19 protein-coding genes and 1 pseudogene are annotated in these 19,544 nt (G+C 73.6%); 2 read left to right on the top strand and 18 right to left on the bottom strand.

Annotation, left to right across the window (positions count from 1 at the left end; translation table 11 throughout):
* Positions 1-25: 25 nt before the first annotated feature.
* Positions 26-490 (bottom strand): VOC family protein, encoded by a 465-nt coding sequence (locus tag D6270_RS20970; RefSeq protein ID WP_109164067.1) that lies wholly within the window; start codon positions 488-490, stop codon positions 26-28.
* A gap of 100 nt (positions 491-590) precedes the next feature.
* Positions 591-2,093, bottom strand: a complete 1,503-nt coding sequence (locus tag D6270_RS20965; protein WP_109164068.1) for an MFS transporter — start codon at positions 2,091-2,093, stop codon at positions 591-593.
* Positions 2,094-2,207: 114 nt separating this feature from the next.
* On the opposite strand from D6270_RS20965, the gene D6270_RS20960 reads away from it, so the two are divergent.
* The gene (locus D6270_RS20960) at positions 2,208-2,912 is read left to right on the top strand and encodes a TetR/AcrR family transcriptional regulator (RefSeq protein ID WP_109164069.1); all 705 of its coding nucleotides are present in this window, start codon (positions 2,208-2,210) and stop codon (positions 2,910-2,912) included.
* Between the two features lie 28 nt (positions 2,913-2,940).
* Here the strand turns inward: D6270_RS20960 and D6270_RS20955 are convergent, their stop codons facing one another.
* The 4 genes from D6270_RS20955 to tsaB are packed head-to-tail and all read right to left on the bottom strand — an operon-like array spanning position 2,941 to position 5,481.
* Positions 2,941-3,210, bottom strand: a complete 270-nt coding sequence (locus tag D6270_RS20955) for a hypothetical protein (RefSeq protein WP_109164070.1) — start codon at positions 3,208-3,210, stop codon at positions 2,941-2,943.
* Complete coding sequence (gene tsaD / locus D6270_RS20950; RefSeq protein ID WP_109167340.1) at positions 3,207-4,319, bottom strand: tRNA (adenosine(37)-N6)-threonylcarbamoyltransferase complex transferase subunit TsaD; 1,113 nt, start codon at positions 4,317-4,319, stop codon at positions 3,207-3,209. The genes D6270_RS20955 and tsaD overlap by 4 nt, the downstream gene beginning before the upstream one ends.
* Positions 4,319-4,837 carry a ribosomal protein S18-alanine N-acetyltransferase gene (gene rimI, locus D6270_RS20945; protein WP_204117078.1) on the bottom strand — a complete coding sequence of 173 codons (519 nt, stop codon included), beginning with the start codon at positions 4,835-4,837 and terminating at the stop codon, positions 4,319-4,321. The genes tsaD and rimI overlap by 1 nt, the downstream gene beginning before the upstream one ends.
* Complete coding sequence (gene tsaB, locus D6270_RS20940) at positions 4,834-5,481, bottom strand: tRNA (adenosine(37)-N6)-threonylcarbamoyltransferase complex dimerization subunit type 1 TsaB (protein ID WP_109167342.1); 648 nt, start codon at positions 5,479-5,481, stop codon at positions 4,834-4,836. Before tsaB ends, rimI begins: the two co-directional genes overlap by 4 nt.
* 189 nt (positions 5,482-5,670) lie before the next feature.
* Here tsaB and D6270_RS20935 point away from each other — a divergent pair, with 189 nt between their 5' ends.
* On the top strand, positions 5,671-6,216 hold the full coding sequence (locus D6270_RS20935) for a hypothetical protein (protein ID WP_109164071.1): 546 nt from the start codon (positions 5,671-5,673) through the stop codon (positions 6,214-6,216).
* Positions 6,217-6,370: 154 nt separating this feature from the next.
* Here D6270_RS20935 and D6270_RS20930 read toward each other — a convergent pair whose 3' ends face one another.
* From D6270_RS20930 to D6270_RS20875, 12 genes and pseudogenes are all read right to left on the bottom strand, one after another.
* The gene (locus tag D6270_RS20930) at positions 6,371-6,556 is read right to left on the bottom strand and encodes a hypothetical protein (protein ID WP_109164072.1); all 186 of its coding nucleotides are present in this window, start codon (positions 6,554-6,556) and stop codon (positions 6,371-6,373) included.
* A gap of 141 nt (positions 6,557-6,697) precedes the next feature.
* Positions 6,698-7,243: a tRNA (adenosine(37)-N6)-threonylcarbamoyltransferase complex ATPase subunit type 1 TsaE gene (gene tsaE, locus D6270_RS20925; RefSeq protein WP_109164073.1), complete on the bottom strand. Its 546-nt coding sequence runs from the start codon at positions 7,241-7,243 to the stop codon at positions 6,698-6,700.
* A complete protein-coding gene (locus tag D6270_RS20920) occupies positions 7,209-8,420 on the bottom strand; it encodes an alpha/beta fold hydrolase (RefSeq protein ID WP_109167343.1) in 1,212 nt (403 codons plus the stop codon). The genes tsaE and D6270_RS20920 overlap by 35 nt, the downstream gene beginning before the upstream one ends.
* A gap of 35 nt (positions 8,421-8,455) precedes the next feature.
* A pseudogene (gene alr / locus D6270_RS20915) lies at positions 8,456-9,633 on the bottom strand (alanine racemase).
* Positions 9,634-9,693: 60 nt separating this feature from the next.
* A complete protein-coding gene (locus tag D6270_RS20910; RefSeq protein ID WP_109164075.1) occupies positions 9,694-10,074 on the bottom strand; it encodes a DUF488 domain-containing protein in 381 nt (126 codons plus the stop codon).
* Positions 10,075-10,127: 53 nt separating this feature from the next.
* Positions 10,128-11,585 carry an NAD(P)H-hydrate dehydratase gene (locus tag D6270_RS20905; RefSeq protein ID WP_109164076.1) on the bottom strand — a complete coding sequence of 486 codons (1,458 nt, stop codon included), beginning with the start codon at positions 11,583-11,585 and terminating at the stop codon, positions 10,128-10,130.
* Between the two features lie 169 nt (positions 11,586-11,754).
* Positions 11,755-12,123 carry a holo-ACP synthase gene (locus D6270_RS20900; RefSeq protein ID WP_109164077.1) on the bottom strand — a complete coding sequence of 123 codons (369 nt, stop codon included), beginning with the start codon at positions 12,121-12,123 and terminating at the stop codon, positions 11,755-11,757.
* A 53-nt stretch (positions 12,124-12,176) separates the two neighbouring features.
* Positions 12,177-14,024 carry a glutamine--fructose-6-phosphate transaminase (isomerizing) gene (gene glmS / locus D6270_RS20895; RefSeq protein ID WP_109164078.1) on the bottom strand — a complete coding sequence of 616 codons (1,848 nt, stop codon included), beginning with the start codon at positions 14,022-14,024 and terminating at the stop codon, positions 12,177-12,179.
* A gap of 384 nt (positions 14,025-14,408) precedes the next feature.
* Complete coding sequence (locus D6270_RS20890; RefSeq protein WP_109164079.1) at positions 14,409-15,788, bottom strand: M14 family metallopeptidase; 1,380 nt, start codon at positions 15,786-15,788, stop codon at positions 14,409-14,411.
* A 174-nt stretch (positions 15,789-15,962) separates the two neighbouring features.
* A complete protein-coding gene (locus D6270_RS20885; protein ID WP_151414709.1) occupies positions 15,963-17,516 on the bottom strand; it encodes a helix-turn-helix domain-containing protein in 1,554 nt (517 codons plus the stop codon).
* Between the two features lie 75 nt (positions 17,517-17,591).
* Entirely contained in the window at positions 17,592-18,398 is an 807-nt protein-coding gene (locus D6270_RS20880; protein WP_109164080.1) for an SAM-dependent methyltransferase, read from the bottom strand.
* Positions 18,373-19,242 carry a helix-turn-helix domain-containing protein gene (locus D6270_RS20875; RefSeq protein ID WP_109164081.1) on the bottom strand — a complete coding sequence of 290 codons (870 nt, stop codon included), beginning with the start codon at positions 19,240-19,242 and terminating at the stop codon, positions 18,373-18,375. The genes D6270_RS20880 and D6270_RS20875 overlap by 26 nt, the downstream gene beginning before the upstream one ends.
* Positions 19,243-19,544: the final 302 nt, after the last annotated feature.

Genomic DNA, 19,544 nt, shown 5'->3' with positions numbered 1-19,544 from the left:
CCGGGAGCGGGCCCGCCAACTCCGCTCAGGCGTCCCGCAACGCCTGGATGTCCAGCTTGCCCATGCCGAGCATCGCCTTCATCGTCCGCTCCGCCTTCACCGGGTCCGGGTCGGCCAGCAGCCCCGGCAGCTCGTTCGGGACGATCTGCCAGGAGACGCCGTACCGGTCCTTGAGCCAGCCGCACTGCCCCTCCTCGCCGCCCTCGGAGAGCGCGGCCCAGAGCCGGTCCACCTCGGCCTGGTCGGCGCAGTCCACGGAGAGCGAGATCGCCTCGGTGAAGGGGAACTGGGGGCCGCCGTTGAGGCCCATGTACTCCTGTCCCGCGAGCCGGAAGCTCACGGTGAGGACGTCGCCCGTGGTCCCGGGACCGGCTTCGCCGTAGTAGCTGATGTCCAGGATGCGGGAGTCGCCGCCGAAGACCGCGACATAGTGCTCGGCCGCCTCCTTCGCCTGGCCGTCGTACCAGAGGCAGGGGGTGATCTTCTGCATGATGGTCGTCTCCTCTTCCGGCCGCCCCGTGGTCGGGGCGGGCCTAGTGGAAGGTAGACCGGCCCGGGCGCCCGGACTCATCGGCCGGCGGCGCCCTCACTCATCGGCCGGCCGCGTCCCCTTCGTGCTCCGCCGCGACTTCATGCTCCGTCGCGACCGGCTCGGCCGCCACCGGGCCACGGGCGGCCCTCCGCTCCCCCGGCAGCAGGACGTACGCCGCCAGCGCGGCGGCCGCCAGGAGCCCGGCCGCGACCCAGAACGCGGCCGCGTACCCGGCGGAGAGGTCCGTGACCCCGGTGCCGCCGCCCGTGGCCTGGGCGGCGACCGTGACCAGCACCGCGAGGCCGAGCGAACCGCCCACCTGACGGGAGCTGTTGAGCAGCCCGGACGCCATACCGGTCTCGCCGGGCACCACGTCGGTGGTGGCGGCCGTACCGAGCGGCACGAAGCAGAGGCCGATGCCGAGCGAGCAGAGGAGCGACGGGCCCAGGATCGAGGTGAGGAAGGAGCCGTCGACCGTGGCGGTGGCCGCGAACCACCCCATCCCGAGCGCCGCCAGCACAGCGCCCACGCCCATCAGCCGCCGGATGCCGAGCACCGCGACCGCGCGGGTGGCCAGGATGGAGCCCGCGACGACGCCCACGCAGAACGGCAGGAACGCGAACCCGGCGGCGGTCGGCCCGTAGCCGAGGACCAGCTGCATGTAGAGCGAGACGAAGTAGAACGCGCCGAACTGGGCCGACGCCAGCAGCAGGCAGAACAGGTTGGCGGTGAGCACCGGCCGCCCCCGCAGCAGTCCGGGGCGGAGCAGGGGCGACGCCGTACGGAGTTCGACGGCGACGAAGGCGGCCAGCAGGAGCGCCGCCGCACCGAGCGTGGAGAGCGTGACGGCCGAGCCCCAGCCGTCGTCCGAGGCCCGGACGAGGCCGAGGACCAGCAGCGTCGTCCCGGCCGTGGCCAGGAGCGCCCCGGCGAGGTCCAGCCGGGCGCCGGTCCGCCGCTGCCCGCCGACCGGTCCGGTGCGCGCGGCGGCGACCAGGGCGAAGGCGACAATCGGCACGTTGACGAGCATCACGGCCCGCCACCCCGCCACATCGGTGAGCACACCGCCCGCCAGCACCCCGACCGCGCCGCCCGCCGCGCCCGCCATGCCCCAGAGCCCGAGCGCCCGGGAGCGGGCGGGCCCGGCCGGGAAGGCGAGGGTGATCAGGGCGAACGCCACCGGAGCCAGGGCCGCGGCGCCGACGCCCTGGACGGCCCGTGCCGCCACCAGCGACCCGGGCGACCAGGCGAGGCCCCCGGCCAGGCTGGCGAGCCCGAAGAGGACCAGGCCCGCCGTGAGGACGCGGCGGGGCCCCGCCAGGTCGGCGAGCCGGCCGCCGAGCATGAGGAGTCCGCCGAAGGCGAGGGCGTACGCATTGACGACCCAGAGCAGCCCGTCCCGGCCGAAGCCGAGGTCGCTGCGGATGTCCGGCAGGGCCACGTTCACCACGGACATGTCCAGCGACACCAGGAACTGCACGGTGAGCGCCACCACCAGCAGCCACCGCCCGTGCCGTGCCGCCCCGTCCGCCCCCGACCCGCTCGCCACCGTGCCGTCCATGACGCGCCCTCCCCTTCGCCGACCCTCACCGATCCCCGGCCAGAGAATTACCATACACGTATAGAAACTAAACCCGCCGCTACGGAGGAGAACCCGAAAGGGGAGAATGCCCAGGTGCCAGGCAGCGAGAAGACCGAGAAGCAGACCCGGAAGCCCGAGCAGAAGAAGAAACCCGTGGGCCGCCCCCGCAGGCTGGACCCGGACGTGATGGTCGCCACCGCGCGCCGCATCGTCGAGGAGGAGGGCGTGGCGGCCCTGTCCATGCGGCGGGTGGCGAAGGAGCTGGGCTCCACGCCGATGGCGCTCTACCACTACGTGCAGGACAAGGACGAGCTGCTGATGCTCACCCTCTCCGGCACCGCGGCCGCCTTCCCGCGCCCGGAGCTGCCGGAGGACCCGCGCGAGCGGATGGTGGCGGTGGCCGTGCACATGCACGACATCATCGGCCGCATCCCCTGGGTCCTGGACATCCTGGCGCTCGGCGAGCTGACCGACCGCAACGCGCTGTGGATGGTGGAGGAGATCATCGACTGCGCCCTGGCATGCGGCCTCTCCCCCGCCCGCTCGGTGCGCGCGTACCGGACGATCTGGAGTTACGTCTACGGCGACCTGGTCTTCCGCAGGGCGGCGGCCCGCCGCGCGGAGCAGCCCTCCCGGCGGGAGTTCTTCCCCGAGATGATCACGGAGAAGGACACGGCGGAGCTGCCCCGGCTCACCGAGGTGAAGGAGCACTGGCGGGAGTACGCCGCCGACTACGAGACCGCCGCCGAGCTGGACGCGATCGTGGAGGGCCTGATCAGCCGGGGCACACGGGGTTGACTCTGCACCACGGAGCCTGAGGCGCCCCTCACCCCACCGCTTCGAACCGCCACCGGTGCACCGGCCGGGTGATCAGGGCGGCGTCGGGCTCGGGGAGTTCGGGGAGGTCGTCGGCGTACGACGCCTGCTCCCACCACGTCATGACCAGCACCCGGTCCTGCGGGGCGCGCAGCAGTTCGCGGCGGGCGGGCTCGCGCGACAGCTCGGCGGCCCGGGCGCGGGCCCACTCCAGGAGTTCGCCGCCCCGGCCCTCCACGGCGCGGGCCTCCCACATCAGGACGATGGTCGCGCCGCTCATGAGTACAGGTTGTCCTTGCTGATCTCGTGCACATGGTCGTGATCATGCGTGTGGCCGGGGTCCGCCCCCGGAACGTGCGGCTCCGTCACCGGGAGCGAAGAGTCCGCCGACAGCTCCAGGTCGGAGGGGCGCCGGTTGCGGGCGACCATCTCCGCGCCGAGCGCCGCGACCATCGCGCCGTTGTCCGTGCAGAGGCCGGGGCGCGGCACCCGCAGCCGGATGCCCGCCCGCTCGCACCGCTCCTGTGCCAGCGCGCGGAGCCGGGAGTTGGCCGCGACCCCGCCGCCGATCATCAGGTGGTCGACGCCCTCGTCCTTGCAGGCCCGCACCGCCTTCCGGGTGAGCACGTCGACCACGGCCTCCTGGAAGGACGCCGCCACGTCCCGCACCGGCACCTCCTCGCCCGCCGCCCGCTTCGCCTCGATCCAGCGGGCGACCGAGGTCTTCAGGCCGGAGAAGGAGAAGTCGTACGGGGCGTCGCGCGGGCCGGTCAGGCCGCGCGGGAACGCGATGGCCTTCGGGTCGCCCTCCCTCGCGAGGCGGTCGATGACCGGGCCGCCGGGGAAGCCGAGGTCCAGCACGCGGGCGATCTTGTCGAACGCCTCGCCCGCCGCGTCGTCGATGGTCGCGCCGAGCGGGCGGACGTCGCTGGTGATGTCGGGGGCCAGCAGGAGGGAGGAGTGGCCGCCGCTGACCAGGAGCGCCATGGTCGGCTCGGGCAGCGGGCCGTGCTCCAGCTGGTCGACGCAGATGTGCGAGGCGAGGTGGTTGACCCCGTAGAGCGGCTTGTCCAGGGCGTACGCGTACGCCTTCGCGGCCGAGACGCCGACCAGCAGCGCCCCGGCGAGCCCGGGGCCCGAGGTGACCGCGATCCCGTCGAGGTCGCGGGCGCTGATCCCGGCCTCCTTCAGGGCGCGTTCGATGGTGGGGGCCATCGCCTCCAGATGGGCGCGGGAGGCGATCTCCGGGACGACGCCGCCGAAGCGGGCATGGGTGTCGACGCTGGAGGCGACGGCGTCCGCGAGCAGGGTGGTCCCGCGCACGATGCCGACGCCGGTCTCGTCGCAGGAGGTCTCGATGCCGAGTACGAGGGGTTCGTCGGCAGCCATCATTCAGTCCCGGTCTCTGGTGCGTTTTCCGCTACGTCTTCTTGCATGGTGAGGCGCATGACCAGCGCGTCGATGTTGCCCGGCTGGTAGTAGCCGCGCCGGAAGCCGATCGGCTCGAAGCCGAACCGCTCGTACAGCTTCTGCGCCCGGGTGTTGTCGACCCGGACTTCGAGGAGCACGGTGGCGCACTCGAACGCGGTCGCGGCCTTCAGCAGGTCGGTGAGGAGTTCGGAGCCGAGGCCGGTGCCCCAGGCGTCCCGGCTGACCGCGATGGTCTGGACGTCGGAGAGGTCGCCGAGGGCGGCGAGCCCGGCGTACCCGACGATCCTGCCGGTGGCCGGCTCCTCGGCGACGACGTAGTGACGGGTGGCGCCGGGACCGCGGGCGTGGGCCAGCTCGGACCAGAACATGCCGGGCGACCAGGCGTCGTCCGGGAAGAGCGCGTGCTCCAGCTCCAGCACCGGTGCGATGTCCCACCAGCGCATCTCGCGCAGCACTGCGGCGGTGACGGCGCTCACTTCGGGGTGACCACCTTGTAGTTCTTCGGGACCTGCGCGTCGGGCCGGCGCAGATAGAGCGGCTGCGGCTCCAGCAGCTCCTGCCCGGCGGCCAGCCGTTCGGCGGCGAGCGCGGCGAGCGCCCCGGCGGCCACGTGCTCGGGGCCGCGCGCGTCCGGGAAGGCGTCCGGGTAGAGCCCCGCGCCCTGGCCGATCACGGGGAGCCCGGCGAGCGCCTCGGCGATGTCGGCGGGGCGGTCGACGGCGGGTTCGCCCGAACGGGTGCGGGCGTTCTCGTACCGCGCCCAGTAGACCTCCTTGCGGCGCGCGTCCGTCGCCACGGCGAAGGCCCCTTCCAGACCGTCCTGCCCGGCGGCGTACGCGAGGCCGTCCAGGGTGCAGATCCCGTGTACGGGGACGGCGAGGGCGGAGCCGAAGGTCGCCGCGGTGACCAGGCCGACGCGCAGCCCGGTGTAGGGGCCGGGTCCGACGCCCACGACCACGCCCGTCACGGCGTCGAGTTTCACCCCGGCCTCGGCGAGGACCCGGTCGACGGCGGGCAGCAGCAGTTCACCGTGCCTGCGGGCGTCGACCTGGCCGGAGGAGGCGATGACGGACGCACCGTCGTGCAGGGCGACGGTGACGGCGGGCGTGGCGGTATCCATGGCGAGCAAGAGCACGCAAACAGCCTACGGCTCCGCCGACGGCGGTACGGCGTCCGTACGGCGTCCCGGCCTGCCCGTCCCCTGCTGCTACCGTCACCGGGTATCCGCGGGTACGACGTAAACGCTTGTACGACATGTGGCAGGGCGTGGCCGAAAGGGGAGTTCACGGTGGCAAGGGGAAGCTCGGGAATGGTGGCCGGGCTCACTGCGGCGGCGGTCGTCGTGGTCGCCGTGCTCGCCTACCAGGCATCGGCGAACGCACCCGATTCGGTGGCCTCCTCCTCGGCCACTCCGAAGGCCTCGGCCTCCGCCTCCGCCCAGCCGACCGCGAAGCCGAAGCCCACGAAGGACCCCCTCGCGGTCCCGGCGGACTCGGGCACCGGTGACCGCGTCGTCTACGCGCTGAAGGACCGGCGGGTGTGGCTGGTGGAGGGGGACGAGAAGGCGCTCCGTACGTTCACGGTGATGCCGAGCCCCGTGAGCCCGCCGCCCGGCACCTACCAGGTGTCCTCGCGCTCGGGCACGGTCCAGGGCTCGGACGGTGTCCCCATCGAGCACGTGGTGCGCTTCGCCAACGTCGGCGAGGTCGCGGTGGGCTTCAGTGCGGCGCAGGACGGGTCGATGGAGGCCCCGGACCCGACGTCGAAGACCGGTGGCGTACGGATGAAGCGGGCGGACGGCAACGCGATGTGGAGCTTCGCGACGGTCGGCGCCAAGGTCGTCGTCGTCCCGTAGGAACCCGGATTCAGGCCGCTCGGAGATATCCCGCAGGTCCCCGGATTCAGGCCGCTCGGAGACATCCCGCAGGTCCCCGGGCTCAGGCCACCCCGAGACGTCCCGCAAGGCCCCGGATTCAGGCCGCCCGGGGACGTCCCGCAAGGCCAGGGACTCAGGCCGCCCGGCGCCGCTCCGCGCTCCCGTCGCCGGTCTCCTCGTCACCCTCGGCCGCGTCCGGCTCGCTGGGCGGGGTGGAGACCGCCGTGGCCGCCGCACCCGCGGCCAGCAGGTCCTTCATCGACAGGGCGGACGGCGTCGGCTGCTGCTGCGGCTGCTCCGCGCGCTGGGGCGTCACCATGGATGCCTCCTGAGGTTCCGGTGGAGGTCGTGGTTAGGCAGACCTAACCAGGTCCCGTACCCATGTGACCACGACCACGGTCCCGTGCGCAACAATTTACCGACACCTCGTCGGGAAGGCGACCTCCGTGTGACGCCTTCGCTACGCCAGGTCCTCCCGCAGCCCCGCCCAGCGCGGGCCGACGCCGACCAGGGTCACCTCGCGCCGCTCGTCGTCCGTGTCGCCGGTCGCGCGGTCGATGAGCACGCGCAGCCGGTCCTCGGAGAGCTCCTCGACCTTGCCGTCGCCCCACTCCACCACCACCACCGACTCCGGCAGGGAGACGTCGAGGTCCAGGTCCTCCATCTCGTCGAGGCCGCCGCCGAGGCGGTACGCGTCGACGTGGACCAGCGCCGGACCCTCGACCAGGGAGGGGTGGACGCGGGCGATGACGAAGGTGGGCGAGGTGACCGCGCCGCGCACGCCGAGGCCCTCGCCGAGCCCCCGGGTCAGCGTCGTCTTCCCGGCGCCCAGCTCACCCGTGAGCATGACCAGGTCGCCGGGGGCGAGGACCCTCGCCAGGCGGCGGCCCAGGTCCTGCATCTGTTCGGGCGACTCGACGGTGATCGTCACGGTGACGGCCTCGGGGAGGGCCGCCACGGTCGTCTCCCGGCTATCGGCGGCCGGGCTGCTGTGCGGTGCTTCCATGCTCGCCAACGTTAGCGGCAGCGACCGCCCCGCCGCGTACGAGCAGGTCGGCCAGCCGGCCGGTGACCGTCTCCGGGTGCTCCAGCATCACCAGGTGCCCGGCGTCCGGCACCAGGGTCAGCTCGGCGTCCGGCAGTACGTCGGCGATGGCCTCGCTGTGCGAGCTGGGGGTGACCAGGTCCTTCTCCCCCGCCAGGATCAGCACGGGCACATCCCGGAAGGCGGGCAGCGCGCCGCTCTTGTCGTGCTCGGTGAAGGCCGGGTAGAACTCCGCGACCACATCGATCGGGGTCGACTCGATCAGCCGCTCCGCGAACCGGGCGACCGCCGGGTCCACGTCCCGCGAACTGAACGAGTACCGCTTGATCAGCCCGGCGAAGAGGTCGGCCGTGGCCCGGCGCCCCTTCTCCACCAGCTCCGCCTGCGTCCCCAGCGCCCGCAGCACCCCCGGCAGCACCCGGCGCACCGCCCGCACGCCCGCCACCGGCAGCCCGAAGTTGACCTCGCCGAGCTTGCCGCTGGAGGTGCCGACGAACGCCACGGCGGCGACCCGGTCGCGGATGAGGGCCGGGTACTGGTCGGCCAGGGCCATCATGGTCATGCCGCCCATGGAGTGGCCGACGAGCACGATGCGCCCTTCGGGGGCAGCCGCGTCGATGACGGCCTTCAGGTCGCGGCCGAGCTGGTCGATGGCGACGGCCACCCCGTCCGCCTGGGCCCGCCCGCGCTCGGAGCGGCCGTGGCTGCGCTGGTCCCAGTAGACGGCGCGGACGAGGCCGCGCAGGGCGGCGCGCTGGAAGTGCCAGGAGTCCTGGCCGAGGCAGTAGCCATGGCTGAAGACGACGGTGACGGGGGCGGAGGCCTTGCGCCCGAAGAGCCGGCGGCGGCGGTTGCCGTCGGACGCGGCCGCGTCGGCGGGCGCCGCCGGCTCCACCTCGTCGACCTCGTAGTACAGCTCGGTCCCGTCGTCGGCGACGGCCCGGCCCGGCGTCCCGCGCAGCGAGCCGTAGGGCCCGGTCGCGTCCAGCGCGAGGCGGGCCTTCTTCCGCATCCCGCGCCCGACGGTGAGCCGCTCCACGGCGACCCCGGCCGCCGCGCCGGCGGCGAGCACTCCTATCGCGGCCCCGGCCACGCCCGCCCGGCGCCAGCCGGGCGCCGTCGCGGCGGCCACCGCCATGACGTCCCCCGCCAGCTCCCCCGCGCTGTTCTCGCTCACTGTGGTGCGCCCCCGCTCGGATCGGCCGGACCTGCCGTCTCGTTCACGTACACCCTCGGTACCCGGCTGCCGATCCGGGTGACGATCTCGTACCCGATCGTGCCGGCGGCCACCGCCCAGTCCTCGACGCCCGGCTCGCCCCGGTCGCCCGGCCCGAACAGCACGGCCTCGGCGCCCGCTTCGGGCCGGTCGCCGCCGAGGTCGACGACGAACTGGTCCATGGCGACGCGGCCCGCGACCGTACGGACCGTGCCGCCGACCAGGACGGGCCCGCGCCCCGAGGCGTGGCGCGGGATGCCGTCGGCGTAACCGACGGGGATGAGGCCCAGCGTGGTCTCGGCGGGGGTGGCGTAGTGGTGGCCGTAGCTGACGCCGTGGCCGGCCGGGACGTCCTTGACCAGGGCGACGGCGGCGGCGAGCGTCATCACCGGGCGCAGTCCCAGCTCGGCGGGGTGCCCAGCTCGGGGGCGGGCGAGACGCCGTACATCGCGATGCCGGTCCGTACGAGGTCGAAGTGCGCCTCCGGAAGGGTCAGCGTGGCCGGGGAGTTGGCCAGGTGGCGCACCTCGGGGTCGACGCCCTCCTTCTCGGCGTACGCGACCATGTCCCGGAACGCGGAGAGCTGGGCGGCGTTCGCCGGGTGGCCGGGCTCGTCGGCGCAGGCGAAGTGGGACCAGAGACCGGTGATCCGGAGGGTGCCGGTCCGCTCTGCGGCGCGGGCCTCGGCGACGAGTTCGGGCCAGTCGGCGGGCTGGCAGCCGCCCCGGCCGAGGCCGGTGTCGGCCTTGAGCTGGACGCGGGCCGGGCGGCCGGCGGAGGTGGCGGCCGCGACGACCTCGCGCAGGGCCCACAGCGCGCCGACCGACACGTCGATGTCGGCCTCGATCGCCTCCCGCCAGGGTCCGCCGGGCGTCCAGAGCCAGCACATGATCCGGCCGTCGAGACCTGCGGCCCGCAGGGCGAGGGCCTCGTGCGGGGTGGCGGTGCCGAGCCAGGTGGCCCCGGCCTCGCGGGCGGCGCGGGCCACGGGCACGGCCCCGTGCCCGTACCCGTCGGACTTCACCACGGCCATGAGCTGTGCACCGGCCGCCCGCTCGCGCAGGGCACGCACATTGGCGCGCAGCGCGGCGAGGTCGATCTCGGCACGGGCTCTCAGGGACGCTGTCTCGTTCATCGCGCCCAGTCTCTCAGAGGCACCCGCCGCCTCCCCGGCAGTGCACGCCGGTATCCACACCTATGTACGTTTCATCACATGCTGGAGGTGGTCGGCCAGGACGGGCACATGGCTGTCGGCCACGTCCTTCACGGCGGTGATCAGCGTGACGGGCCCGCCCGCGCGCACGAATCCGGCCAGCCGGTCGACGGCCTCGGTGTGGGCCGGGTCGTCCAACTCGGTGCGGTAGCGGTCGACGAAGCCGTCGTGGCGGGCGCCCGAGCGGTCCTGGTGGTACCAGGACCGCAGCGCGTCCGAGGGGGTGACGTCCTTCAGCCACACGTCGATCGCGGCGCGCTCCCTGGAGACGCCGCGCGGCCAGAGCCGGTCGACGAGCACGCGGGTGCCGTCGCCGTCCTCGGGCGGGTCGTAGACCCTGCGTACGCGTACGAGGTCGTCCATGGCCGGAACCGCCCTTCTGCCAGGGCCTCGGGGGCTTCCACCTTCGCCCCGGCTCACCCCGCCCGCACGTCGCGCCAGGCCGCCGGGATGCCGTTCGCGACGTCCTGGGCGGAGACCGGGGCCCCGTCGGAGCCGTGGCGGGCGGCGAGTCCGTGCAGATAGGCGCCGACGGACGCGGCGTCGCGCGGGGCGAGCCCGGCCGCGAGCAGGGACCCGGTCAGCCCGGAGAGCACATCGCCGCTGCCGGCCGTGGCGAGCCAGCCGGTGCCGGTCGGGTTGACCCGTACGGGGGTGTCCCGGGCCTCCGCCACCAGGGTCGTGGACCCCTTGAGGAGCACGGTGGCGCGGTAGCGGGCGGCCAGCTCCCGTACGGCGGCGAGCCGCCCGGCCTCCACCTCCTCGCGCGCCACGCCGAGCAGGGCGGCGGCCTCCCCGGCGTGCGGGGTCAGGACGGTGGGGGCGGTCCGGGTCCGTACGGTCTCGGGCTCCAGCAGCCGCAGCCCGTCGGCGTCGACCAGTACGGGGACGTCGGCGCCGAGCACGTCGGCGACGGCCTCCTCCGCCCACCGGCCGTCCCCGAGGCCGGGCCCGATCACCCAGGCCTGCACGCGTCCGGCCTTCGAGGGCGGCCCGGCGTGCACCAGGGTCTCCGGGAAGCGGGCGATCACGGCGTCCGCGCCGGGCCCGACGTATCGCACCGCCCCCGCCCCGCCGTGCAGGGCGCCGGAGACCGCGAGGACGGCCGCGCCCGGGTAGCGCTCGGAGCCGGCGACGACGCCGACGACACCCCGGCTGTACTTGTCGCTCTCGGCCCCCGGCACCGGCAGCAGCGCCGCCACGTCCGCGTACTGGAGTGCCTCCAGGTCCGGCGGCTCCGGCAGCTCCGGCCCGAGCCCGATGTCCACCAGCCGCAGGGCGCCCGCGTGTTCGGCGGCCGGGTCGATGAGGAGACCCGGCTTGTACGTACCGAAGGTGACGGTCGCGTCGGCGCGGACGGCCTCCCCGTGCACCTCCCCGCTGTCGGCCTCGATCCCGCTGGGCAGGTCGACGGCGAGGACGGGCGTAAGGCCGTGGTCCCGGGTCACCGCCCGCAGCAGGGCGCGGGCGTCCTCGCGGAGCCCGCCGCGCCCGCCGATCCCGGTGATGCCGTCCACGACGAGGTCGAGGGGGCCGCCCACCTCGTCCGGTCCGTCGAGGACCTGTCCCCCGGCGGCCAGGAACGCGTCGAGACCGCCCGCGTGCGCTCGGTCGGGCGGGACGAGGAGGGCGCGCACCCCGGCGCCCCGGCGAGCGAGGCGCGCACCCGCGTACAGGGCGTCGCCCCCGTTGTCACCGCTGCCGACCAGGAGCAGGACCCGGGACCCGTACACCCGACCGTTGCGCCGCAGCAGATCCCCGCAGGCCACGGCGAGCCCGGCGGCGGCGCGCTGCATCAGGGCGCCTTCGGGCACCCGCTTCATCAGGGCGGCCTCGGCGGCCCGTACGGTCTCCACGCTGTAGGCACGTCGCATACCGCCCACCCTCCGCGATCACGGGGACGAACGCCACCCCCGCGGACCCGCGCGCGGGTTGGCGGCGGGGGGTGCGGGCTTGGGCGCGGGTCGGTGGCCGAGGCGTAGGTCCGTGGCCGAGGCCCGGGGCCGGTGACCGGGGCGCGGGTCCGTGGCCGGAGCCGGGGCCTCACCCCTCCGCGATCACCACCGCCGACGCCACCCCCGCGTCATGGCTGAGCGAGACGTGCCACCCGCGCACGCCCAGCTCGGCCGCGCGGGCGGCCACCGTGCCGCTGACCCGGAGCCGGGGCTGTCCGCTCTCCTCGACCCAGACCTCCGCGTCGCTCCACAGCAGCCCGCCCGGTGCGCCGAGGGCCTTGGCCAGGGCCTCCTTCGCGGCGAACCGGGCGGCGAGCGAGGCGATGCCGCGCCGCTCGCCGCTGGGCAGCGTCAACTCGCTCGCCAGGAAGAGCCGGTCGGCCAACTGGGGCGTACGCTCCAGCGCGGCGCCGAACCGCTCGATCTCGGCCACATCGATCCCGACCCCAATGATCACGAACCCACCCTCGCCATCCCCATCGGTCCATCACCCGGGGCGTGCGCCCCGGCTCACTCCACGGTCACGGACTTCGCCAGATTGCGCGGCTGGTCCACCTCGTTGCCACGGGCCGTCGCCAGCTCGCAGGCGAAGACCTGGAGCGGCACGGTGGCGACCAGCGGCTGAAGCAGCGTAGGCGTTGCGGGGACGGTGATGAGGTGGTCGGCGTACGGGACGACGGCCTCGTCGCCCTCCTCGGCGACGACGATGGTGCGGGCGCCCCGGGCCCGGATCTCCTGGATGTTGGAGACGATCTTGTCGTGGAGGACGGAACGCCCGCGCGGTGACGGCACGATGACGACGACCGGCAGGCCCTCCTCGATGAGCGCGATCGGCCCGTGCTTGAGCTCCCCGGCCGCGAACCCTTCCGCGTGCATGTAGGCGAGCTCCTTGAGCTTGAGCGCGCCTTCGAGGGCGACCGGGTAGCCGACGTGGCGGCCGAGGAAGAGCACCGTGTCGTGGTGGGCGAGGGAGCGGGCCAGTTCGCGGACGGGCTCCATGGTCTCCAGTACGCGTTCGACCTCGCCGGAGATCGCGGAGAGCTGGCGCACCACCGTACGGATCTCGTCGCCCCACTTGGTGCCGCGCAACTGCCCCAGGTACAGGGCGACGAGGTAGCAGGCGACGAGCTGGGTGAGGAAGGCCTTGGTGGAGGCGACGGCGACCTCGGGCCCGGCGTGGGTGTAGAGGACGGCGTCGGATTCGCGCGGGATCGTCGAACCGTTGGTGTTGCAGATGGCGAGCACCTTGGCGCCCTGTTCGCGGGCGTGGCGCAGGGCCATCAGGGTGTCCATGGTCTCGCCGGACTGGGAGATGGCGACGACGAGGGTGCGCTGGTCGAGGATCGGGTCGCGGTAGCGGAACTCGCTGGCGAGCTCGGTCTCGCAGGGCAGCCGGGTCCAGTGTTCGATGGCGTACTTGGCGATCATCCCGGCGTGGAAGGCGGTTCCGCAGGCGACGATGACGACCTTGTCGACCTCGCGGAGTTCGGCGTCGGGGATGCGCACCTCGTCGAGGCTCAGGGATCCCTCGCCATCGATCCGGCCGAGGAGGGTGTCGGCGACGGCCTGGGGCTGGTCGGCGATCTCCTTGAGCATGAAGGAGGCGTAGCCGCCCTTCTCGGCGGCGGAGGCGTCCCAGTCGACGTGGTACTCGCGCACCTCGGCGAGGGCCCCGTCGAACCCGGTGACGGTGACGCCCTCGCGGCTCAACTCGACGACCTGGTCCTGGCCCAGTTCGATGGCGGACCGGGTGTGCGCGATGAAGGCGGCGACGTCGGAGGCGAGGAACCACTCGTCGTCCCCCACCCCCACGACGAGCGGGGAGTTGCGCCGGGCGCCGACCACCACGTCCGGCTGGTCCGCGTGCACGGCCACGAGTGTGAAGGCCCCCTCCAGCCTCCGGCACACCTGCCGCATGGCGTCCGCGAGGTCCCCGCCCGCCGAGAACGCCTCGCCCAGCAGATGCGCGACGACCTCGGTGTCCGTCTCCGACTCCAGGGCGTGCCCGCGCCCGGTCAGCTCGCGCCGCAGGGCCGCGAAGTTCTCGATGATCCCGTTGTGGACGACGGCGACCCGGCCCGCGTTGTCCAGGTGGGGGTGGGCGTTCACATCGTTGGGCGCCCCGTGCGTGGCCCACCGCGTATGCCCGATCCCGGTCCGCCCGGCCGGCAGCGGCCGGTCCCCCAGCTCCTTCTCCAGATTGACGAGCTTCCCCGCCTTCTTCGCGGCGGCGAGCCCGCCGTCCGCGAGCACGGCGACACCCGCTGAGTCGTAGCCCCGGTATTCGAGACGCTTGAGTCCTGCGACGACGACGTCCTGCGCCGACTGACCACCGACATAACCCACGATTCCGCACATAGCGGCACCCTAAGGCCGGAAGCGGCCCCGGGTCAGGAAGGCGGACGACACACGTTGCTCCACCCGACGCGGGCACGGTTCCCGGACGAGGTGAGGGGCAGCAGGCCGGCGTGTGGACGGGCGGGTCAACGGCGACCGGCGGCCTCTCCGGCTCGTCGATGTGGGAGCCGGTGGCGAGGCACACGCGGCACTCCCGATCGACACGGTCACCGGCCGCCCGGTACAGCCCGACCCCGCCGACGCACCGGAGGGCGAACAGCGCGGTCGGCCGTGGGCCAGGCGGCCCGGTGGAAGGCCGGGCCGCCTCTCCGTGTCACCCGAGGACGGGAGCGGGCCGGGCCGGCGGTGTGCCACACCGGCAGACCCGGCCCGCGTGGGCGGCCGTCACGAGCAGTACTGCGCCTCCTTGCCGATCGACCGGTACATGCAGTCCGCGTTCTCGATCAGTTGGAGCACCGCGTCCCGGTTGCGGGAGGTCTCGCGTTCGATGACCTCATCCGGCGGGTAGAAGCCGCCGCCCGAGGACGAGCGCGGGTACATCTCGAAGGTGTAGCCGAAGATCTTCTGCGAGCCCCACAGCCAGTCGTCGATGGAGCCGTCCGTGATGTACAGGTCGCTGGACTGCTCGGCGGTGTACCCGTTGCTCGCCGCCATCTTGCGGCCCACCGCGGCGAACGCGTTGCGGTCGTCGGCAGTCATGCCGGGGGCCGTGTCGTTGTACGTGTAGCCGAACGGCCAGAGCACCAGCTCGCTGTACGTGTGGAAGTCGATGGCCGCCGTGATCTGCTGCTTCCCGCCGACCACCCGGCTGCGGACGAAGTCCGCCACGACCTTCGTCTCGGGCGCGGACTCGGCGCCCGCACCCCGGTATGTCTCCGAGGACGGGCTGGAGGAGGAGCCGCCGCAGCAGCCCCACTTGAAGGCCCAGTTGCGGTTGAGGTCGGTGCCCACGGCGCTGGAGCCGGAGTTGGGCTGCCGGTTCTTGCGCCAGCTGCGGTACGAGCCGGTGGCGATGTCGTACTCGCCGCCGTCCGGGTTCATGTCCGGGATGATCCACAGTTCGCGGCCGTTGACCGCCTGGGTGATCCGGGAGTCGGTGCCGTAGCCCGTGGCGAGCTCGCGGAGCAGGTAGAGCGCCATCTCGACGGTCAGGTGCTCGCGGGCGTGCTGGTGGGCGGTGAACAGGACCTCGGGCTCGGCCTCGTCGGTGCCCACGTTGTCGCTGACCTTGATCGCGACGATGTCCCGGCCCTGGTAGGTCTTGCCGATGACGCGCTTGCTCATGATCGAGGGGCTGGCGGCGATACGGGCGTCGATGGCCGCGGTCATCTCGGCGTAGTTGTGGTACCGGGAGTCGGCCGGCGGGAAGTCGAGTGCGCTGACGCCGTCGGACCCGTGGCCGTGGGCCTCGGGTGCGGGCAGCGCCTCCAGGACGTGCCCCTTGGCCCGCAGCTTCCTGGCCTGGGCCGCGTCCGCCGTGATCACGATGCCGTGGTCGTGCACCTCGTCGACCGAGACGCCCGCGCGGGCGATCTCGGTGCGGGCGGCGGGGGTGGTGCGCCCGGTGATCTCGTACTGGAGTGTCCGCTCGTCCGCGGCGACGGCCGCGTTCGGGGCGGAGGTCTCGGCGGTGGCTACGGCGGTCGCCGGGGCGGCGAGGCCGAGGGCGAGCAGGACGGCGATGGCGGCGTTCCGGCCGGCCTTCGTCCTGGCCTTCGCCGGCCGGGTTCCCGGCCGGGGATTCCGTGCGTTGACGAGTCGCATGCTGGCAGTCTCCTGAGTCCGTCGGGGTGGGGGGTGGAGCTGTGCGACGGGCACAGAATGGAGCCATGTCATGAGCGGGTCAAGGCGGGTAATCCGGCCATGATTCGCCCCTCGGACGGACAGCGACCGGTCCGGCGCGCCGGGAACCCGCTCGTGGCGGCGCGGCGCGGGTGCTCACACGCGGCGGTACGTGCGCCCGCCCCGTCGAGGCAGAGCCCTCGGGTCGTCCCCGTCCTTCGCGGTGGCCTCCAGGGCCAGATGCAGTTCCGCCCGGACGGTGGCGTCGGTGAGGTTCTGCCCGAGGCGCTCGGCACACTGGGTGAGCCAGACCGTCAGGGTGGTGCGGTGGACGTGCAACTCGCTCGCGGCGGGAGCGGTTCTGGCGTGGTGGCGCAGCCAGCAGGCGAGCGCGATCCGCAGATGGGGTTCGAGCCCCCCGACCAGGCCGACGGCCCAGGTGCGGGCCACGTCGGTGTCGAGAATGCCGCCGGGCAGCGTCTGCGGGCGGGGCGGCCGGCCATGCTCCTGGCCGTTGCTCCGTGCCTGGTCGTCGTTCCGCGCCTGGTCGTCGTTCAGTGCCTGGCCGTTGTTCCCTGCCCTGTCGTTGCGGCCCGCCTGACCGTTGCCGTCGCCGTCGCCGTCGCCCCGCGTGGGCGCGCGGAGCGCGAGCAGCAGGTGGGCCTGCACCGTGATGTCGTCGAGGTCCGCGCCGAGGAGGGCGGCCACGCCGCGGAGCCGGGTGCGGACCGTGCCGGGCGAGAGTCCTAGCGCGGCGGCGGCACGCGGGGCGCTGCCGGTGCGGAGCCGGACCAGGAGCAGGTGGCGGTGTTCCCGGGTCAGCGGGCTCAGCACGGAGCGTGCCCACGCGGTGTACGGGCCGGGGGGCAGCAGGCGGGCCAGCTGAGGGGTGCCGACGGCGTCGGCGGGGACGATGCGGTGGGCGGGGGTGGCGCTGTGCCGGGCCGCCGCCGCGTCGGCGTGGGCGGTGGGCATCTCGGCCAGGGGCACCGGTCCGGCCAGGCCCGCGAGGAGGCCGTGACGTTCGCTCACCCGGGAGACCAGGCGCAGGATTCGCCCGTCGTCGCTGCCGTGGTGGAGCTCGGCGACCAGGAGCTCGCCGTCCACCTCACCGATGAGGGCGCAGGACCCGCCGTGCCCGGCCAGGGACGGGCGGGCGGCCCGCCAGAGGACCTGGTGGGCGGTGGGAACGTCGGGGCCGGTGAGCCGGTAGAGCGTGACATGCGTGAGCCCGTCGGCGCTCACGGTGTTCGTGACGGAGGTGGTGTGGCCGGCCAGGAGCAGCCGGAGCAGGGTGGTGTGCAGCCGCATCTGCTCGGCGCGCAGCTCGGCGGCGCGCTGTCCCCGTACCTCCAGGAGGGCCGCCGTGGTGGTGACGACCAGCCCGACGTGTTCGGCGGGCACGGTGGGTGCCGGATGCAGGACGAGGACGGCTCCGGCCGCCGGGCGCTGCACATGGTGCGGGTGCTCCTGCGGATGGGCCGCGGCGTGGACGCCGTCGGCCGCCGCAGCGGCGGGTGTGCTGTAGACGGCCCCGGCGATCGGGTCGGCCAGCACCGCCGCCCCCTGGACGAGAACGGCGGCCTCGCTGACCAGCTGCGCACCGGATCGCGTCGCGGCCCGCAGCAGCCGGCCCGCCACCGCTTCCGGCGTCACGCGCCGGTCCCCCGGGCCCGCGGCATCCGGGCCCGTCGTGTGCGTGGTGCTCATACCGCACCCCCTCGGCGGACGAAGCGCGCCGCGCACCTGCGGTCCGGTGCGCGGCGCGGCGATCACGGCAACGGCTCAGGGAATGCGGGCGACGGCTCCCCACCCGGCCCGGCCGGTGGTGGTGCCGGTGTTCGCGTCGGGCCGCCAGTTCGGCCAGGACACCATCCCCGGCTCCACCATCTCCAGCCCGTCGAAGAACGCGATGGTGGTCTCCGGCTCGCGGAAGATGTACGGGATCGCCCCGCTGCTGTTGTACTCGTCCTGGACCGCCCGGTGGGCCTCGTCCGAGGCGGTGGAGTGGGACAGGGAGAGGTAGCTGCCCGAGGGCAGCCGCGCCACCAGCCGCCGCACCAGGGACAGGGCGTCGTCCCAGTCCACGATGTGCCCCAGCACGTCAGAGATCACCAGGGCGACGGGCCGGCTCAGGTCCAGGGTCTTCGCCGCGCCCTCCAGGACCGCCTCCGTGTCGCGCATGTCCGCCTCCACGTAGGCGGTCGCGCCCTCGGCGCTGCTGGTCAGCAGCGCGTGGACGTGGAGCAGCACCAGCGGGTCGTGGTCGACGTAGACGATCTTCGATTCCGGGGCTATGCGCTGCGCGACCTCGTGCGTGTTGTTGGCCGTCGGCAGGCCCGCGCCGACGTCCAGGAACTGCTTGATCCCGGCGTCCCGGGCGAGATAGGTCACCGTGCGGCGCAGGAAGTCGCGCGACTCCTTCGCGAACGTCTCGATCAGTGGGTACTTCTCACGGTAGGCATCGCCCGCGGTCCGGTCCGCCGGAAAATTGTCCTTCCCGCCGAGCCAGTAGTTCCACACCCGCGCGGAGTGCGCGACGCTCGTGTCGATCTGCGCGGGCAGTTCAGCCCCGTTCCCGGTCGTACTCATCCTGCAGAATCTCCCTCGTCCGGTCCGGACGCACCGCCATCACGCACGACACGTCCAGCATCGCCTGATATTCCTGTACGGGTGGGCCGCTGTCCCACACCTCCGCCGTTCCGGGCAGCCCGCCCTCGCGCACCACATGATCCGCGATCTCGCGGATCTCCACCCGGTAAAGGCTCAATGCCGGAACTCCGGTCAGCGGGTGGGGCGGCGAGTCCTCGTTATGGAGCTGCACCATCACATCCGGCCGGTCCGCGGCCTCCTGGAGCGCGGCGAGCTGTTCGCGCATCACCTCGTCGTCGCCCACCCGGCAGCGCAGCGCGGTGACCGGCAGGAGCGCCCACACCCGCGCCTGCTGCTCACGCAGCCGCCGCTGACGCATCATCAGCAGATCCGCGCGCCGCTGCCGGATCTCCGGGCTCAACCCGGGCCTCAGGGCGGCGTCCACGGCCATGGCGTAGGCCGAGGTCCGCAGCAGCAGCGGTACGAGCGCCGGGTCCCAGGTGCGCACGATGCTCGTGGCGGACTCCACGCTCATCAGGTCCATGAGCCAGGGGTCCATCGCATCGCGCCACGGATGCCACCAGCCCGGCATGTTGGCGGCGTTCAGCCGGCCCATGATGTCGTCGGTCTCGGCCGCACCCGCCCCGTACCGTTCGAGCAGGGCGGACACCTGCCCCACGTCCAGGGAGGTCTGCGCCTGCTCCAGCCTCCTCAGTGTCGAGGGGTGCCAGCCGAGCCGCTCGGCGGCCTGGGGCACGGACAGTCCGGCCCCTTCGCGCAGGTTCCGCAGACGGGCCACCAGGACCAGGTGCTGCGCTGTCCGGCCTGATCTTTCACGTGCCACGGCTCATCCTTCCGCTCCGGGTCGGCATCCGACAGTTCACGCAGCTTGCGCGTAGTGCACACAGCGCACCTTGCGACGAGCGCGCGGCGCTCCCATCGTGAGTATGTCCGACCCCACCGACCGCAACGCCGCGGAGCGTTGCCACCGCCTCCCGCACCCCTCGTGGAGCCTTTTCGGCCACCTCGGTCCTCGTTCGTCCGCGCGTCCGGATCAGTCCCTTCCTCACCCGGCGTTCCATCACCACCTTTCCACGGGACCCCAGTTGAACGACCGGCGCCCTCCCCGCCCCGAATCCGACGGTC

Origin of the sequence: Streptomyces griseus subsp. griseus, from assembly GCF_003610995.1 — a bacterium.
Taxonomy (GTDB): domain Bacteria; phylum Actinomycetota; class Actinomycetes; order Streptomycetales; family Streptomycetaceae; genus Streptomyces.
Note: the sequence above shows the minus strand (reverse complement) of the source record. Positions and strands in the feature narration are given on the sequence as shown.